The organism is Pseudoalteromonas sp. S1612 (assembly GCF_005887175.1).
Classification (GTDB): Bacteria; Pseudomonadota; Gammaproteobacteria; order Enterobacterales; family Alteromonadaceae; genus Pseudoalteromonas; species Pseudoalteromonas undina.
This window is the reverse complement of record NZ_PNDH01000043.1, coordinates 57,366-75,754: the sequence shown is the minus strand read 5'-3', so window position 1 is coordinate 75,754 and position 18,389 is coordinate 57,366. Positions and strand designations below refer to the sequence as shown.

Here is an 18,389-nt window from a genome sequence, read left to right as displayed (position 1 = left end):
AGTATAACGAATAAAAGAGCATTTTAGATCAATCATTTAGCCGTTTTAACCATAATTCTAAACGGAGTCGGCTTTTTGGCTTCGAGTTGCTGTAGTTTCACAATCGATTTTGAATTGAAAACGTGCCCTTTAGGTAAAAGCATAATACCTGTATGGCTGTGCAGTGAGTTTGCCAGTGTCATACTCTCTTCAAGTTCTTGAGCGCAAATTACTTTAATCGAGCCAATAGACGTGTCTGAGGCCATAAGCTGTACATGACTTGCCTCAAGCGATTTTACTATTTTTGGATGATATAAGCTGCCACTACCAAGCTTAATATTATTAAGTGCCACCTCATGACGCATTTTTGTAGTTAATAATGGATCGCTTTGCTCATAATGCTCCCAGTAATCGCGAGCAACGCTGAGCACCATAGCCCCAATAGGAATATCGTTTTTAGCAAGCCCTTTGGGTATTCCTTGGCCGTTGTAGCGTTCGAATTGATGATAAATTGCATCAGAAACATCGCTTAAATGCGTTGCAGGCATGAGCATTAATTGTGAAATACTCGGGTGGGTGTAAAACGTTTTGCGCTGTACTTCATTGAGTTCGTTAATAGGTTTGTTGTAAAGCTCAGGGTCCATCGCAAGTAAACCAATTTGAGCTAAATACCCTGCAATAGGCGCAAGCGTGATACTTCTTTGCGATACATTAAGGTAACGCGCTATTTGCGTGCATGTGCCGGCAATGTTCTCGGCTCTTTTACCATCGAGATACGGATTTGCATTAATAAAATTATAAAGTAGTTCAACAGTAGATTGATGCTCTCGTTTTTCACTTTCATTAGCGACTTCAAGTTTTTTCAGCACGCTTCTAATTTGTTTTGTTCGCTTGTCGACGAGTTGTTCTAAATTAGTATTAAGTTCTTTTAGCTGTTGATTTTGTTGATTTACTTGAAGTTGTAAAATTTCATTTTGTTTTTTTAGTCTAAACTTTTCTACACCCGATTGGATAACGCTAATTAAGTGATCATTTTGCCAAGGTTTTTGCACATAGGCATGAATGCCTCCTTCGTTAACCGCACTTATTGTTGACTCTAGATCGGAAAAACCAGTTAATAAAATACGCTGGCTATCGGGAGCGATTTTTCTCGCTTTAGCTAAAAACTCCGCCCCACTCATATGTGGCATACGCATATCACTAATAACGACGTCAAATTCCTTTGCATGCATTTTTTCAAGTGCATCTTGGCCACTGGTTGAAACACTCACATCAAATTTATATTGGCGTAATAAACGAACTAAAGATTTAAGCACATTGGCTTCATCATCTAAGCATAAAATACTCGGTGGTTGTTGATTTAATTGCTCTAATGGGTCAATGTCCGTCATTTTTTTACCAATAAGAAAGTGTATTAAATGGCTAAAGTTAGTCTAAGCTTTGCTTGTAAACAACTGATTTATTTAAGCCGTATCAAGATACTGTACTTTAGCAGTACGTAAATCACAGCGGATAGGATTAAATACCATAGCGCAGTACCTTGGTTTGCAAATATTTTAACTATATTACTCTTAAAGTTAACGATGATTATTACAGCTTACTTACACAAAATCAGTGCTGTAAATAGAGCTTATTCAATCGGTTTGTTAGCATTTAAAATAGTGAGTACATCGTCAGTTAATTTGGGTTTTTTAGGTAAGGTAATATAAAAAACAGTACCTTGGTTTAACTGGCTTTCAACTCGAATTTGACCACTATGCTGCTCTATAATTGCTTTGCTTATAGCCAGCCCTAACCCTGTGCCTTGGCCTATTGGTTTTGTAGTATAGAAAGGGTCAAAAATTTTATTTAATTTGTTCTCATCAATTCCACTGCCATTATCGGCAATAGTTATATAGGCATTTTTTTTATCGGCTTTAGTGGTAATACTGATCACTCCAACCTTGTCGCAAATGGCTTGAGCGGCGTTAAAAAATAAATTTAAAAATACCTGAGAGAGCTGGGTTGAACGCCCTGTGATGATAACGGGTTCTGTGTTGTAGTTTTTTTCAACGTTGGCGTTATATTTAATTTCGTTCCAGGCAACACGTAATGTGTTATCAATGAGCTCGGTTATATCAATATCGCCAATTTGGGTTTGATCCGGATGAGCAAATTGCCTTAACCCTTGAACAATCTCTTTAACTCGATCAGCCCCTTCAGTCATTTCAGCAATGATATCGCTTGAGTCTGTTTGTAATTCATCAAATTGGTAATGCTGTAGTGTATCTACTAATGTTTGCTGCGTTATGGCTTTTTCTGCTTTGAGTGTGTTAATTAAATGACTAAATTGCTCAAGGTTGTAAGCCAAATTTTGGATATTACTGACAATGTAGCTTAAAGGGTTATTTATTTCGTGTGCAACGCCTGCCGCCATTTGCCCTAACGAAGCCATTTTTTCAGAGTTGATTAGCACTTGTTCAATGTTGCTTTGTTTTTCCTCCATTTCTTTTTGTTTCACAAGTAAGTTTCGTTTTTCAAATTGTGAAATCGTATTCCCTGCAAAACTGACAAAGCGTTGCATTAAAGTAATATCGTGCTGATTAAACGCGCCAATTGTTTCAGAAAAAATATAGAGCTGATAGCTCTCTGTGCTGGTACTTACTGGAGTGGTGAGCATTGCATGCTGCGAATTCCAAAAAGGATCGGTTACTTGCCAATTAGGAAGTTGGTGTAAGTTAAACACATTTTTAATGTTTCTATTCGGTTTATCGAGAGCTGTAAGCTGGGTAATTATTGTATCGCTATGAGGGTGCGATGCTGTAACTAATGTAGATAATTCATCACTGGGATTTATTTTAATTAAAATAGCCGCAGAAAAAGAGATCGCTTGTTGCAAAATATTAAAAAACTCAGTGAGTAAGGTTTCTGTGCTGTCGTTTTTTAAGATTGCATCTAGGCCGTCTAAAATCAGGCTGTTAAAGGCACGGTTTTCTTCAAGTGCTAAATTATGAACCTGTAATAAATGCAGTTTTTCTAATAGTATTTCGTTGGTAGTCATACAGAATCACCAAATATTTCGCATGAGATCATTAAGTTACCGTGCTTACTAGTTGAGTCGCTAAATGTGCCAAGTTCTCCAAAGGTAAAGCCCATAATAAACGGTGTGTTGGGTAATTGTGCTGCAATAGAGTGTTTTACTTCTTGCATTGCACTTTGAATAGATAACATGCAGCCGCCACAAAAAATAATAATAGCGCCCTTTATATTTTTTATTGCATGTAAGTCTGCCAGTTTGGTCAGTGAAGAAACGACCATATCGCCTCGTTTTATTAATTGTTCAGGGCTTCCCGAAGCAAGATAAACAGTATCGCCAACGCTTAAATTTGAAAATAATTCTAGCGTGCCATTTTCAGCTACCGCTGGGTGGCTTAGCAGCAGCCTAGGAATATCATCAACAGAGGAAAGGGCTCTTGCCAGTGGGGTCATCGTTGATTGGGCAAGTATATTTCCCGCTTTTAACTGTTCAAACCCTATGTTTTTTCGCCACTGATTATAAACATCAAAGGCGGGCTGGTTATTGATAGTATTTAATATGCGACCATCAACGTTTGTAACTGTACCCAGCTGGTCGGTTTTATCATAGCCTGAACTATAAAAGCCGAATGTTTCTACCGAGGGGTATAACACTGCAATAATAAAGCCTTGTTGGTATACACTTTTAGTATCGCTAAAGCACCACTTTGCTGAAATGTCGTTGTCGGCACAACTTCCTCCAAAAACAGGTATACGCTGCCCGATAGCATCTTGAATTCCTTGTAATACCAACTCCTCATTACCTGGAACTTGAAAACACCAGACCATTTTTGGGGCGAGTCCAGTTTGGCCTGCATTAGCAATGGCTTCGAGTACGGTTTGAGCAGCATTTTCTCTTAGATTATCGGTTGCATTACAACTTGCAACACCATAATGACCATTTGGGTCTTTAATCGAGAATAAACTAATGCTGTGCTCATTTAATGAGAGGGTTTGCTCGGTTGATGAACCAAGGCATGATGAGATAAATAAACCGTTTTGAGTGTTTTCTATCAAGCTTGGCTGGTTGTTGCAAAGGTGCTTAATGGTATCTGTTGTTGCAAAACCAAGCAGCAAATCAGGGCTGTTGTTCGTAAACTGATTTACAGGTTGGATAAATTGATCTATATCGCTGCCGTGAGTGTGAAAAGTATCAATGGCGAACATAGATGCCCCTTGGTGATAACGATAGCCACAATTGTGGGTGTTTTTAACTATTAATAATAGCTTAGGATTTATTCTAGACTATTCTTGAATAGGGTGTGTTATTGAATTAGCTGCTAATAAATGTCATCTATGTCTTAAATGTCTCATTTGTCGCCTTATTTTTAAATTTATGTTAATATAAATTTAAAATCAAGTTGAATTTTATTAGCATGCTAAAAACATTAAAGCCAAGTGAGATTGCTCGTTACTGCGATGTTCACCAACGAACGGTAAGCCGTTGGATTAACGCGGGAGACTTAAAAGGGCATAAGCTGACTGGTCGAGGCAATTATAGGGTGCAGGTAATTGACTTTATTGATTTTTTAGTCAGACATAAAATGCCAGTTCCACAAAGTTTGTCGCAAAAGCCACAGGTCTTAATTATTGATGATGAGGCTAATGTTCGTTCTGCAATTAGGCGTGTTTTAAAACGAAGCGGTTTTGATGTAGTAGAAGCCGCAGGCGGGTTTGAGGCTGGTACGTTAATGCACCAGAGAAAACCAGAGCTGATAACTGTTGATTTATCTATGCCGGGACTAAGCGGCATTGAGGTCATTCGTTTTATCCGCTCTTGCGAAGAGTTTAAAGATATTAAGGTGTTAGTAATTTCAGGAATGCCTGAAACTCAACTAATCGATGCAGTTAATGCCGGTGCTGATGGGTATATTTGTAAGCCATTTAGTAACGATACATTGATAGACAGTGTAAATATTTTATTTGGTAAAAATAGAACTCTTCTTGGGGTGTAAATAGTGGCTTTGCGAATTTTATTAGTAGACGATGAACTCAATGTATTGAAGTCTTTAAAACGAGTACTTGTTCGTTCTGGTTATGATGTAATAACAGCATCCACGGGTTTTGAGGCGCTTGAAATATTAGCGGCTAATCAAGTTGAGATAATCATTACTGACTTTAGAATGCCAGAAATGAACGGCGCTGATTTATTGCGGCAGGTTAAAAGTCGCTGGCCCGATTGCGTAAACTTAGTGCTAAGTGGATATGCTGATTTTAAGTCTGTAGTTGAGTTATTGAATCAGGGATTGGTATTTCGTTTTTTAGAAAAACCATGGGTCGATAGTGAATTACTTGAAAACATTAGTGAGGCGCAAGTAAAATATGAACAGCGCCGAGCTAAAAGAGTAAGAGATCAGTTATTAATGGGCAGCATGTCTGGCCTAATAGAAATAGACAATAACGGCATTATTAATCGTTTTAACGCGCCTGCCGCTGAAATCATTCCTGATATTCATTTATACGAAAACAAACACCTCGCCCATTTAGATACAGCTCAAAATAAAGCGGTAAGCCAGGCTTTTATTGACAAGCAAAGCAGTACACTTTTTATTAACTATGCACGCGCCTCTGATCTAGCGAAAAGCGAAGAAATTATGATAGAGCGTTGTTTAAATGATGATTCTTTCCAACTTTTGAAGCTATCAATTAACTCAAACAGCTTGAGTAGTATTTTTCAACTTACCAGAACACAGTCGGTAGTAACCAATGAGTCTGACTTTTATCATCATTTAACGCTGTGTGAAGCGAACAAAGAATGTTATGCCTTGGTTTATATAGGTATCTCGCAGTTTCAATTAATTAATGATTTGCTAGGGGGCGAAGATGGCAGCCACCTTATAAAATTGGTTTTGGAGGTGCTAAAAGGCGTATCAGAAAAAGCGGTCAAAGTTCTTCATAAGAGCGCCGATAGATTTGTATTATTTGTTCCTGAAATTAAATCTGATAGTGAAATTTTAACCGTATTAAATAAGGCGATGAATGATCTGAAAAAAGCACTTCCTAGTAAATATACCGATGCCCATGTGCAGCTTTATGGTGTGTATGGTTTGTTTCCTGAGGATAGTTTAGAGGGAAAAGAGCTCGTTAATCAAATGCAGTTGACGATGAATTACCAAGTAGGTGAGCAGCAGCGTATTTGTTCTCGCTTTGACCCTCAGCTGGTCGCAGATTATAAAAAGAACTTTGACTTAAGCCGTTTATTATTAACAGCGGTAAATAAAGATGAGCTTTCATTACGCTTTCAACCAAAGGTTGATACTAAAACAGGCCAAATATTTATTGCTGAGGTGTTAATTCGCTGGTATGAGCCGAGTAAACATGGCTGGGTAGCGCCAGCTCATTTTATCCCGATTGCTGAATGCGATGGTCAAATTATCTCAATAGGGCGCTGGGTTATTTCTCAAAGCTGTAAAACACTAAAATACTGGGCAGACAACAAAACAGGGGTGGGTGTATTAGCAATTAACTTGTCTGCTAGGCAATTAAAAGATGATCCGGATTGGATTGACTACATGCTCGAGTGTTTAAGCAGCAATAGTTTAGAGCCGTCACAGTTAGTTTTTGAGTTAACAGAAACTTATCTAATCGAAGATTTTACTAACTGCGAACAGCAATTAATAAGGCTAAGATCGTTGGGGTTTAAGCTATTAATTGATGACTTTGGTGTAGGTTACTCATCACTTGGCTATCTTTCTAAGCTCCCTGTAGATGGCGTTAAACTAGATAGAACCCTTATTACTGATATTGAATCGTCTTTAGCGATGCAAAGTATGATTCGTAATATTACGCGTATGTCGCATGATCTAAATTTAAAAGTTGTTGCTGAGGGGGTAGAAACAGCCTATCAATGTGAATTAATTAAAAAGTTAGGGTGTGACTACATACAAGGCTATTACTACAGTGAGCCTTTAGAGCAGGATGATTTTTGTAATTATTTAAACCATTTTAATTCTCAAGGTGCGCAATGAGTTCGATTACGGTCGTCATACTAGACGATGATGCTTTTTTATTAAAAGTATTACAAAGGACTATTCATCGAGCCTATCCAGAGGTTGATATAATGACAACCTCTGATATTGATGAATTTTGGCAGCTGCTAAACACTAAGCAAGACTTAGATTTAGTATTAAGTGATTATTTAATGCCGCAAATGAATGGATTGGATGTTTTAGAGCAATGCTCTTCACAAAACCCCTACCCAGTCAGAGCATTACTTACTGGTGATATGACATTGAGCACCATGATGCGACAACCTAATGTTGTGCATGCTTACCTTGCTAAGCCGTTTAATGAAGCAGATATAACCGCGCTTTTTGACAATGTAGCAGCGTTAAAGTCGTTACCTTTTGCTTTTAATGTGCGCAGGCAGTTAGGGGCAATGATCAGCTTCCCTGTTTACCCTCTTATTTTAAAAGAACTCAGAGACTTAGTACAAAGCGATGAATTTGATTTACATGATATTAGCCATGTTGTCTCTCAAGAGCCAATAATAACCGCTAAATTGTTGCAACTTGCAAACTCTGCTTATCTTGGCTTTATAAGGCCAACATCGTCAATAGATGAGGCTGTGTCGAGGCTCGGAACCACTATATTAATGGCTATCACCACTTCTTTATTGGTTGCCAAAAATTTTGAATCGTCTATTCCTGTTGATGTGCATGAAAAGCAATTAAATATAGCGGCGAATTACGCTAGTTGTGTTAAGCGTTTTGCAAAGCAAGCAGGTTTTAACTTACATGATCAAGAACTATTATTTTCAGTGGCGTTATTGAGTTTTGTTGGCAAAATTATTTTACTGTCTCAAGGCGAAAGTGAACCGCCAGATGAACATGCGCAAACCATCAACAATGGATACGTGAGTGCCAATTTTATTTCGGCCTACGTTTTAAAGTTATGGGGATACGACACGAAAATATGTAACTTACTGATGAGTTGCCATGATTTAGCTGGTACTGATGATAATGAGTTAACTCTGTTTAATCATATGTTGTATATTGTTTGGCAAATTATTTTTGATGAACAAACTCCCATGCAATTACGTGCATACTGTGACTCAAAAGGCGTAGACCCATTACTTTGCCATGTTATTAGTGAATTTGATTGGCAGAGTTATACCTCTTAAATAGACTCTGTATAAAATAACATTTAAAAACGGGCAGTATTACAAAACCACCTATTTATAATTTCCTCTGAGTTCCTCTTCTTCTCTTTATTATCTACTTTAGTCTAATAAAAACCGCATAAAAGATCATTATAAGTACGTTTTATCACCAGCTTGGTTTAAAAAACGTACAACCACGTTGTTTTTAGTTCTTATAAATATAACTTTATATTTAACATTGTATTAACCTGCGGTGGTATGATATTAAATTGCTACTTTGATTGTATTTTGAGCTCTTAAAGGTGTTATTTTCCTGTTTTTAAAGTTATTTGCATTTTTATGCTAATTTTATCAAGTTTTTTGTTTCTTTTTGTTTGTGTATGTTGCTAGGATGTTGGCAAGGGGATACATGAATATACCCCACACACATTATAAGAATACACAAAACAGGGTCATCATTATGTCAACATATCGTTTAAACACCTTGGCTGTAGCGGTTGCTTTTGCCTTCAGTGCGCCAAGTATGGTTAATGCACAAGAAGCGTCAGCTAAAGCTGAAAAAAATATCGAACAAATATCTGTTTTAGGATCGCGAGTTTCAAACCGAACTGCCACTGAGTCGTCATCACCTATTGATTTAATTGACGCAGATGATTTAAACAAAGGCGGCTTTACCGAGCTTGGGCAGAGCTTACAGGCAACGGCGCCGTCATTTAACTTCTCACGAACACAGGTTTCTGATGGTTCTGATTTATTTCGCCCTGCTACATTACGCGGCTTACAACCAGACCAAACGCTGGTTTTAGTCAACGGTAAACGCCGTCATAATCAATCTATTTTTGGTTTAACAAGTACTGTGGGCGGTGGCTCTGCCGGTACTGATATGAATGCGATTCCGCTTATTGCTTTAAAAGGAGTTGAAGTGTTACGTGATGGTGCGGCGGCTCAGTATGGCTCTGATGCAATTGCAGGGGTTATCAACTTATCACTTAATAACTCAACAGATTTAACCACCGGGTACGTACAATATGGCGAAACGGCAGAAGGAGATGGAGAAACAATTTCAGCCGGTTTAAACCGTGGCTTTGAATTAGGTAATGAAGGCGGTTTTATAAATTTATCGCTTGAGTATCGAGATGCAGATAAAACTAACCGCGCAGAGCGAGATACGGGTGGGTCACTTAATGTTGCACCAGGTACTTTATCGGACGAAGTTCGTTGGGGACAAGGTAATGCAGAGAGTGAATTTACTTCGGTATTTTACAATATGGCGTTGCCAATGGGTGAAGGAGAGCTTTACTCATTTGGTGGTTACTCTGAGCGTACGGCACTAGGCAACGGCTTTTACCGTAATTTTAATGAAGCGTCTAAAAACGTAACGCAAGTATACAGCGACGGCTTTTTACCGCAAATCGACAATGAAGCACAAGATATTTCGGTAGCTGTTGGCTTTAAAGGTGAAATTAACCCTGATTGGACCTACGATGTTTCTGCTGTTTACGGTGAAAACCAATACGATTTTACCTCACGAAATACTTTAAATGCGTCATACGCGGCGGAGTATTTATTTAATAATCCGGGTGCAAGCGATGCCGATATAGCCGCGAATGCTGGCCCAACAGAGGGTTATTCGGGTGGATTTAGATTTGATCAAACAACGTTTAATGCAGATATAAACGGAATTATTGATATTGGTCGCAGTGAGCCTGTTTATGTTTCAATTGGCGCTGAATACCGTAAAGAAAACTATGAAATTGTACCAGGTGAAGAAGCATCATACGCGTGTGGCACAGCCAACACGGATACATCATACCCATCGGTGAACGATCCGAGTCAATTTGCACAATGTGGTTTTCAAGCTTATAACGGCCTTCGTCCTGAAGCTTCAAATAAAAGCGATCGTGATAGCTACGCAGTATATGTAGATGCAGAAACCATGTTAAGCGATGCATGGAATGTGAGCGGTGCACTTCGCTATGAAGATTTTTCGAATGCGGGTGACGATATCATAGGTAAAGTAGCAACACGTTATGAATTTAATGATGATTTTGCAATACGTGGTGCGTTATCAACGGGCTTTAGAGCGCCATCATTACAGCAAAGTGGTTACACTGCGTTTACCACTAACTTAGGGTCTGACGGCACGTTAAGTCAGTCGTTTACAGCGACAACGGGCTCTGCATTTCCTGCTGCTTTAGGCGTTGATACATTAAAGCTTGAAACATCAACTAACTACAGTGCCGGTTTTGTTTACGATGTGACCAGTGATTTATCGTTAACGGTGGATTTTTACCGTGTAGAAATTGAAGACCGTATTACATTAGGCAGCTTGTTATCGGCTGATGATGTGGCGTTTAGTCCTGAGGCGGTTGCTGCTCTGCAAGCAACGGGTGCAGTGCAAGCGAATTACTTTTCAAACTCAGTGAATTCAACCACTCAAGGCGTGGACATTATTGCGTCATACCGCACTGATTTATATGACGGTAATTTTTCTGCTACGTTTGCGGGTAACTTAAACGAAACTAAAATTGATAGTGTGAATGCAGCTCCCGGCATTCCAAAAAGTGTAGCACTTGATGACATTCAAAGTAGCTTTTTAACCGACGGACAACCGGGTGAACGTGCAACGCTTACCTTTGATTATGAGCGTGATGCCTACAGCGCAATGATCCGCTTTAATTACTTTGGCGAAACTGATGTGAAGTACTTTGGTAATGACCATATTGAGCTTGCAACAGATGGCTCGTTTAAAGCGACGAGTACCGTAGAGACTGCAGTACTCGTAGATTTAAACGTAAGCTATGAAATTAATGAGATGTTTTCGTTATCGGTTGGAGCAGACAACGTATTTGATGAAACACCGGATGAGCTAGGTGATGATGAAGTACTAAATGCTATCTCAAATGGGGCATTTAAATACCCGTTACGTGCAGTACCATACGGTTTTGATGGCCGTAGTTACTATGCAAAACTAAGCTTTAGTTTTTAATTTTTAGGTTAAGTTAAACCAGCAAAGGCGCCGTTTTAAACGGCGCTTTTTTTATGCTTAAAAATATTGAAAAAGGCATTAAAAATGGTTGCATGCTTGAAAATTAAGCATACAATCGCCATCAATATCAGTGTGGGATATGTATCCCTCTCATTTTACTAATAGGAAAAAACAAATGGCTAAAAAAGGCAAAGCAAAAGCGGTTAATAAATCCGCAGTAGACACCGGTCGAGGAGTGATAAAGCACAACGCATTGGCGGCACTGGTAACCTCTAAAGTATTTAAACCGCAAGTGGTTAAAGCTAAAAAAGGTAAAGGTTCGTTTAAACGTAACAACAAACATGCAGGACAAGAGTCCTATTTAATCGCGGCTTAATTAGCACCGATCAAATAGGGCTTTTGACTTACCGAAATAAGGCTGACTTCGAGCTAAGAGCTTCGGGTTTCGAGTCACGAGCAGCGAACACAACCTAGCACCTTTAGCCTTCTCTTTCCGCGCAGCGTCTCATGATCTCTTTTTGAATTAATCACTTAAAACATGTTTGCACAAAGAGAAGTGAATGAGGAGTAAATGAGAAGGCAACGGGTGACGAGTAGCGAGCTTGTGCAAACAGTCTAGCATCTAGTCATATCAGCCCTTAAATCTATTCTTTCAGCGCAGCGACTCCCGCAGCTCGTAGCTCGCCACCCGAAACCCGTATCCTCGTTATCCATGTATTATCGATTTAGAATTTGCCAAATAAGAAGCATGGTTTATCACTGTTTGCGAAGGGTTCTCACCAAATAATTGCGTGTAGTCTTTGGTAAATTGCCCTGCATGCCAAAACCCCCAATTGGCAGCAACCACAGAAATGGGTTTATCTTGCTTTGCTAATTTTAGCTCTCTTCTAACATTATTTAATCGGGTTAAACGTAAAAACCGCAGTGGGTTTATCCCTAAAATACTCTCAAAACTATATTGTAAGGTACGCCTGCTCACAAAGGTGAGTTCGCATAATTGAGTAATTGTTACCGTGTTTTGTGGATGCGCTTTTATATAATCTTTAACTTTATCAACAACCGCTTTGCGGTGTTTATAACTGGGAGCGATGCGTTGACATGGGATCTGTTCGTTTAGTAAATGTAATGCCAGCATATTAAGCATGTCTTGCTGTAAATCGGCATTTAGGCCAAAAGCGTTGTTGCTAACCATACTGTTTATTATACCCCGGGCACTTTTTAGCATGGCGTTGCATGTTGTCAGTCGCTCAGTACCTGAAGACGTTATATTTTTTAAGTGCATCCCTTGTATCTGAGCCATATTTTCTAACGATTGCGTGTCTATTACTAAACCATAAATATTAAACTGCTCAGGTGTAATAAGCTCAAAGTTACTCTCACTAGTGCGACACATAAATTGATTACTTGCCACATTTAAGCCATTAATTTTGCTCTGCTGCGACTGCTTTGGGATCCCAAGCCAAATAGATCGTGGCGCTATTGCGCATTGTTGGTGAAGAGCACGCTCTGTGTATTCTTCAAATGCATGAATATGAGGGTAATCCACGCTTTCTATACACCCAAAAAATCGCCCATCACTGAGCTGATCATATTTTTGCTGCCACTGCGTTAGATTATGCGCCTGCTCATCTATATCTTGGGTATGCACCATGCTCTTTTGGGGTGCGTTAGCTAAATCTTGCTGCGTCATAATGGCGTTACTCTTTGCTTTTTTTATTTTTATTAAGATTAAGTTACCACCTGTAACTATAGTTAACTATATGAAATAAAGCTAAAAATGATGATTTGCCAAAATTTGATAGTGTCTTGGTACGAATTAAGCTCTCTTGAAACTAAACAAAATTGATTTATAGCTTATAAGTCAGCAAAACCTGTACCAAGGTTTGAACTAGTTGTTATGTGGAGTAGATCATGGGGCAAAGGTACCGATATACACTGGGCACACAGGTATATAACTTTAAAAATTTGGCGCAAGTAATGGCAAAAGCCACTCCTCATCGCTCAGGTGACAGGTTAGCGGGTGTTATTGCACAATCAGCGCAAGAGCGAGCGGTTGCCCAAATGACCTTAGCGGATATTCCGTTGAAGGCATTTTTAAATGAGGCACTGATTGCTTATGAAGACGATGAAATAACTCGCTTAATTATGGACGATCACGATGCTAGTGCATTTATGGCGATTGCTCATTTAACCGTGGGAGATTTTCGTAATTGGTTGTTAAGTGACTTTGCAACTCCCTCGGTACTTGCAAGTGTAAGACAGGGGATCACTCCGGAAATGGCTGCGGCTGTTAGCAAAATAATGCGTAATCAGGATCTTATCCTTATTGCTAAAAAATGCCATGTAACCAGTGCATTTAGAAACACCATTGGTTTACCTGGGCATTTATCCACGCGTTTACAACCTAATCACCCAACAGATGATATTAACGGCATTGCCGCCTGTATTTTAGATGGGTTGCTGTACGGTAATGGTGATGCGGTGATAGGTATAAACCCCGCAACCGACAACGTGGCGCAGGCTATTAAATTGATGACATTGATGGATGAGGTGATTCAAAAATATGAAATTCCTACCCAAAGCTGTGTGCTTACCCATGTCACTAATACGATTGAATGCATAGAAGCGGGGGCGCCAGTTGATTTAGTGTTTCAGTCTATTGGTGGAACAGAAGCCACCAATTCGAGTTTTGGTTTTAGTTTAAATACTTTAGCTGAGGCACAAGATGCCGCGCTGAGTTTAAAGCGTGGCACGGTAGGCAATAATGTGATGTATTTTGAAACAGGGCAAGGCAGCTCGCTTTCGGCTAATGCTCATCACGGGCTTGATCAGCAAACCTGCGAAACTCGCGCGTATGCCGTTGCACGAAAATTTAATCCGCTATTAGTTAATACGGTGGTGGGATTTATAGGCCCGGAGTATTTATTTGATGGCAAAGAAATTACCCGCGCGGGGCTTGAGGATCATTTTTGTGCCAAATTACTGGGTATTCCGATGGGATGTGACGTGTGTTACACCAATCATGCCGAGGCTGACCAAAATGATATGGATAATTTACTTACGCTGCTTGGTGTAGCTGGGTGCTCGTTTGTGATGGGGATTCCGGGCTCCGATGACATTATGCTCAATTACCAAACTACCTCATTTCATGATGCGTTATACGTGCGCCGAGTTCTAGGCTCTCGTCCCGCGCCAGAATTTGAAAAGTGGCTTACTAACATGAACATTATGAAAAACAGTAGCGATGTTACTTTATCGCACAGTCTTCCCGCTGCATTTGCTAAGCCGTTAGATGCACTGGCGGGAGGTCGTTCATGACTGCTGATTTTAAATCAAATGACCTTGCTAATACTGATCATAAAAATAATGGCAATGTGGTACACAACCCATGGCGTGACTTACGCCAGTTTACTGATGCCCGCATAGGACTTGGTCGAGCGGGTATTAGTTTACCAACCTCTGAAATGCTGGCGTTTCAACTGTCGCATGCGCAAGCGCGCGATGCAGTCAATTTTCCACTTGATATCAATGAAATGAAAGCAAAGTTAGCGACTGTTAATGCAGCTAATGCGCGTGTATTGCATTTACATAGCCAAGCGGTTGATAGAGTTACTTATTTACAACGACCAGATTTGGGTCGAAAGCTAAATGAGAATAGTCGTCAATTATTACTTGATTTTGTTGCTGAGCAACAGCAAAGCACCCAAGAAAAATACGACTTAGCCATTGTAGTCGCTGATGGTTTGTCATCGTTGGCGGTTCAAAAAAATGCAGCTCCTTTTATAGCTGAATTACTTTCACAGTTGAGCGTTAATAAGCCACTTACTCTTGCTCCAATCACCTTAGTTGAACAAGGGCGAGTAGCCATTGGTGATGATATTGGTGAGTTATTGAATGCCCAAATTGTGATGGTGCTCATTGGTGAACGTCCTGGGCTTAGCTCACCAGATAGCTTGGGACTTTATTTAACCTGGGAGCCTAAAACAGGGCTTAACGATTCGCTGCGTAATTGTATATCTAATATTCGTCCTGCTGGTTTGCCCTATATCGATGCGGCAAGACGGGCAGCCTACTTATTAAATGAAGCTAAAACATTAAAACTAACAGGAGTGAACTTAAAAGATCGGACACAGGATGATGTGATTGAGCATCAACAATCGAGCCGTCATTTTTTAAATGCGGAATAACGGTAACTAAAAATAAAAAATCGATAAAGAGGATGTTATGTCTACTAATAATTCAGAATACTTAGCAAAAAGGCAGCTCAAAGGTGGCACTGCAGGTTGGCTATTGCTGGCAGGGTTAGGGGTATCGTATGTTATTTCAGGTGACTTTGCTGGGTGGAACTTTGGTATTGCAGAAGCTGGCTGGGGCGGCTTCGCGATAGCTGCAGTGTTAATGGCGATTATGTATTTAACTTTGGTGTTATCGCTGGCTGAAATGTCGGCTGCTATTCCTGCTGCTGGAGGGGGTTATAGTTTTGCTCGTCAAGCAATGGGGCCAACGGGTGGTTATTTAACCGGTCTTGCGGTATTAATTGAATATGCGTTAGCACCGGCCGCCATTGTGATATTTATTGGCTCTGCAGTGGAGGCGTTAACGGGGTTCAATGGCCCATGGGTTTATGCACTATTTTATTTGGTATTTGTAGGTATTCATTTAGCTGGAGTAGGTGAAGCGCTAAAAGTAATGATGGTCATAAGCGGTTTAGCGGTACTGGCTATTGTTGCAACGGCAGTGGTTTTAATTACAAATTTTGATGCTACCAATTTATTTGATGTTGCAGTAACTGATGCCGCAGGTGCGAATGAATTTTTACCTTTGGGTTGGTATGGGGTATGGGCTGCATTACCTTTTGCTATGTGGTTGTTTTTAGCGGTTGAAGGCGTGCCATTGGCGGCTGAAGAAGCAAAAGATCCGGCTAAAGATGTACCTAAAGGTATTATTGGTGCCATGGTATTTTTATTGTTTACCGCATTATTAGTGGTTGTGTTAGTACCCGGCGCAGCAGGTGCAACAGCAATGGGCGCAAGTGCAGTTCCGTTGGTAGATGCGTTAAATGCAACAGGCAATAGCGATTTAGCAACCGTGGTTAATATACTGGGATTAGCAGGGCTAGTGGCTTCATTTTTCTCTATTATTTATGGCTATAGCCGGTTGGTGTTTGCGTTATCGCGTGCGGGATATTTACCGCGTTCGTTATCAATTACTACAGCGCGTAAAGTGCCAGCACGAGCGCTTATTGTACCTGCTGTATTTGGTTTTTTAGCTTCACTAAGTGGTGAGGGCGATTTAATGTTAGCTATGGCGGTGGTTGGTGCAACAGTATCGTATGCGTTAATGGCGTTCAGTCATATAATGTTGCGCTTAAAACAACCCGACTTACCTCGACCTTATAAAACGCCTGGCGGCATTGTCACTTCAAGCATAGCATTGTGTTTATCCTTGATTGCTCTGACCGGTGTGTACGCCTTTGACCCCCGTGCTTTTTTATACACTATGGTGCTATTTATAGTCGGTGCGGCGTATTACTTTGGCTTTAGCTCTAAACATTTAGTGGCCAAAAGTGCAGATGAGGAGTTTGCTATGCTAGCCGATGCTGAAGCCGGTTTAAATACAGCGATAAGTGAGGGGTAATTTTCATTTACTAAAATAACTCATGTGGCTTTAATATTCGAAGAGTTTGCACTGGCGCGGTAAGTTTTAACTTACCGCGCCTTTTTATTGTAAATAAACTCAGTAATACAAAAGATTCATTCAAAAAGTAGGCCGTTTTTAATACAACATTGCGCTGAACGTTTGTTACAGCGCAGAAGTAAATTATATGGTTAACCTAATAAAAGCTAACTAGGACGTGCGGTAGAGTCTCTAACGACGAGCTCAGGAGTGTATAGTTTTATAATATCGCGGTCATTGCCATTACGAATTTGTGCTATTAACAAGCTGGCCGCATCTTCGGCAATTTTATTATTAGGCTGATGAGCCGTGGTGAGTTTTGGCCATGTTTGACGAGAGAATGGGCTATCCTCAAACCCTGTTATAGAAAGCTCGCTGGGTATATCAATGTTCATTAATCTGGCTGCAAATAACGCACCGGCGGCTATTTCATCATTACATGAGACAATAGCGGTTGGCCTATTTGTTTGGCTAATGAGTGTTTTAGCACCCTCAACCCCCGACTCAAATGAATATTCGCCATCAATAATTAAGCTTGGATCTATAGTAATGTCGTATTGGGTTAGCGCTGCTTTGTAACCTTCCAAGCGCTCTTTGGTCGAGTTATGCTCGCTGCCACCGGCTAAAAAGCCAATGCGCGTGTGGCCGTTATTAATTAGATGCTCAGTAATTGACTTTGAGGCGAGATTATCGTCAATCATAATACAGGGTGTTAATGAGTCAGGCGCGTCGTGCCCTGATAAAATACGCACAACTTTTAGGTCTAGTTGAGTTAGCTTTTCAACAAACTCAGGCATTTCAGAAAAGGGCGGGGTGAGTAAGATTCCCGCGATACGAGTGCGTTTGATCATATTAGTAATTTCATCAAAAATATGCGCTTCTTTGGCATCACATGGGTGAATAAGTAGTTCAAACCCCTGCTTTTTGCACGCATCTAAAATACCATTTTGCATGTCGATAATGTAGTACGCATTAGGATTGTCGTATATGTAAGCTATGCTGTAAGCTTTTGTTCCTGCAAGACTTCTTGCTGCTAAGTTTGGCTGAAAGTTCAACTTTTCGACTGATGCCATAACTCTTTCACGGGTGTTGTCACGTACCGAGGTTTCGTTATTTATTACTCTTGATACCGTTTTTATTGATACCCCGGCATCTTTTGCCACGTCGTTTATTGTTGTTCTCATAGGCTTAATAGACCTTTATATATCATTTTAGGTACTAATTTATCTTTATCGGCTAACGACTACAGCAAGAGTAGTTAACAGTACTCGGTTTTTATTATTTGACGACTAAATTATAAAGACATCATTGAATATTAACAGTTAATTTATACGCCTTTCTTGTGAGAATGGTAGATAAAGTTTTAGGTAATAATTTAGTAATATTTAAATTTAATTTAAATACAATGGTTTAAAAGAATATTAAGCTCACACTTGTAAATTTTTTGTATCTTTTTTGCCCTTCTGTGTAGCTATAAAAGAAAAAAAAGGATACATTAATAGCCCAATGACAGCGTTGTCATAAGTTAAAGCGCAATGTTAATTATTATTTAGAACCTACGTAGTGGATTGTTTGGCTAAGGTAGCAATT

General features: G+C 39.8%; 13 protein-coding genes. 8 read left to right on the top strand and 5 right to left on the bottom strand.

Going from position 1 to position 18,389, the window contains the following annotated elements:
• Positions 1-32: 32 nt before the first annotated feature.
• The 3 genes from nosR to CWB78_RS14860 all read right to left on the bottom strand — a co-directional run bounded on the left by nosR (position 33) and on the right by CWB78_RS14860 (position 4,200).
• Positions 33-1,370: a response regulator c-di-GMP phosphodiesterase, NosR family gene (gene nosR, locus CWB78_RS14870; protein WP_010389515.1), complete on the bottom strand. Its 1,338-nt coding sequence runs from the start codon at positions 1,368-1,370 to the stop codon at positions 33-35.
• Between the two features lie 239 nt (positions 1,371-1,609).
• Positions 1,610-3,019, bottom strand: a complete 1,410-nt coding sequence (locus CWB78_RS14865; RefSeq protein WP_138596260.1) for a sensor histidine kinase — start codon at positions 3,017-3,019, stop codon at positions 1,610-1,612.
• Positions 3,016-4,200, bottom strand: coding sequence for an FIST signal transduction protein (locus tag CWB78_RS14860; RefSeq protein WP_138596258.1), 1,185 nt, complete (start codon positions 4,198-4,200; stop codon positions 3,016-3,018). Before CWB78_RS14860 ends, CWB78_RS14865 begins: the two co-directional genes overlap by 4 nt.
• Positions 4,201-4,409: 209 nt before the next feature.
• Here CWB78_RS14860 and CWB78_RS14855 point away from each other — a divergent pair, with 209 nt between their 5' ends.
• The 5 genes from CWB78_RS14855 to arfA all read left to right on the top strand — a co-directional run bounded on the left by CWB78_RS14855 (position 4,410) and on the right by arfA (position 11,499).
• Positions 4,410-4,988, top strand: a complete 579-nt coding sequence (locus tag CWB78_RS14855) for a response regulator (protein ID WP_138596256.1) — start codon at positions 4,410-4,412, stop codon at positions 4,986-4,988.
• Positions 4,989-4,991: 3 nt separating this feature from the next.
• The gene (locus CWB78_RS14850; RefSeq protein ID WP_138596254.1) at positions 4,992-7,001 is read left to right on the top strand and encodes an EAL domain-containing response regulator; all 2,010 of its coding nucleotides are present in this window, start codon (positions 4,992-4,994) and stop codon (positions 6,999-7,001) included.
• Positions 6,998-8,155, top strand: coding sequence for an HDOD domain-containing protein (locus tag CWB78_RS14845; protein WP_055011569.1), 1,158 nt, complete (start codon positions 6,998-7,000; stop codon positions 8,153-8,155). The genes CWB78_RS14850 and CWB78_RS14845 overlap by 4 nt, the downstream gene beginning before the upstream one ends.
• Positions 8,156-8,594: 439 nt before the next feature.
• Positions 8,595-11,123, top strand: coding sequence for a TonB-dependent receptor plug domain-containing protein (locus tag CWB78_RS14840; protein ID WP_138596252.1), 2,529 nt, complete (start codon positions 8,595-8,597; stop codon positions 11,121-11,123).
• 175 nt (positions 11,124-11,298) lie between these two features.
• On the top strand, positions 11,299-11,499 hold the full coding sequence (gene arfA, locus CWB78_RS14835; RefSeq protein WP_010389506.1) for an alternative ribosome rescue factor ArfA: 201 nt from the start codon (positions 11,299-11,301) through the stop codon (positions 11,497-11,499).
• A gap of 330 nt (positions 11,500-11,829) precedes the next feature.
• Here arfA and CWB78_RS14830 read toward each other — a convergent pair whose 3' ends face one another.
• On the bottom strand, positions 11,830-12,813 hold the full coding sequence (locus CWB78_RS14830) for a helix-turn-helix domain-containing protein (RefSeq protein WP_138596250.1): 984 nt from the start codon (positions 12,811-12,813) through the stop codon (positions 11,830-11,832).
• A 221-nt stretch (positions 12,814-13,034) separates the two neighbouring features.
• Here CWB78_RS14830 and CWB78_RS14825 point away from each other — a divergent pair, with 221 nt between their 5' ends.
• The 3 genes from CWB78_RS14825 to eat are packed head-to-tail and all read left to right on the top strand — an operon-like array spanning position 13,035 to position 16,760.
• Positions 13,035-14,441, top strand: coding sequence for an ethanolamine ammonia-lyase subunit EutB (locus CWB78_RS14825; protein ID WP_138596248.1), 1,407 nt, complete (start codon positions 13,035-13,037; stop codon positions 14,439-14,441).
• On the top strand, positions 14,438-15,310 hold the full coding sequence (gene eutC, locus CWB78_RS14820) for an ethanolamine ammonia-lyase subunit EutC (RefSeq protein WP_008114356.1): 873 nt from the start codon (positions 14,438-14,440) through the stop codon (positions 15,308-15,310). Before CWB78_RS14825 ends, eutC begins: the two co-directional genes overlap by 4 nt.
• A gap of 37 nt (positions 15,311-15,347) precedes the next feature.
• A complete protein-coding gene (eat, locus tag CWB78_RS14815; protein ID WP_076918807.1) occupies positions 15,348-16,760 on the top strand; it encodes an ethanolamine permease in 1,413 nt (470 codons plus the stop codon).
• Between the two features lie 206 nt (positions 16,761-16,966).
• Here the strand turns inward: eat and CWB78_RS14810 are convergent, their stop codons facing one another.
• The gene (locus CWB78_RS14810; RefSeq protein WP_054201446.1) at positions 16,967-17,983 is read right to left on the bottom strand and encodes a LacI family DNA-binding transcriptional regulator; all 1,017 of its coding nucleotides are present in this window, start codon (positions 17,981-17,983) and stop codon (positions 16,967-16,969) included.
• Between the last annotated feature and the right edge of the window lie 406 nt (positions 17,984-18,389).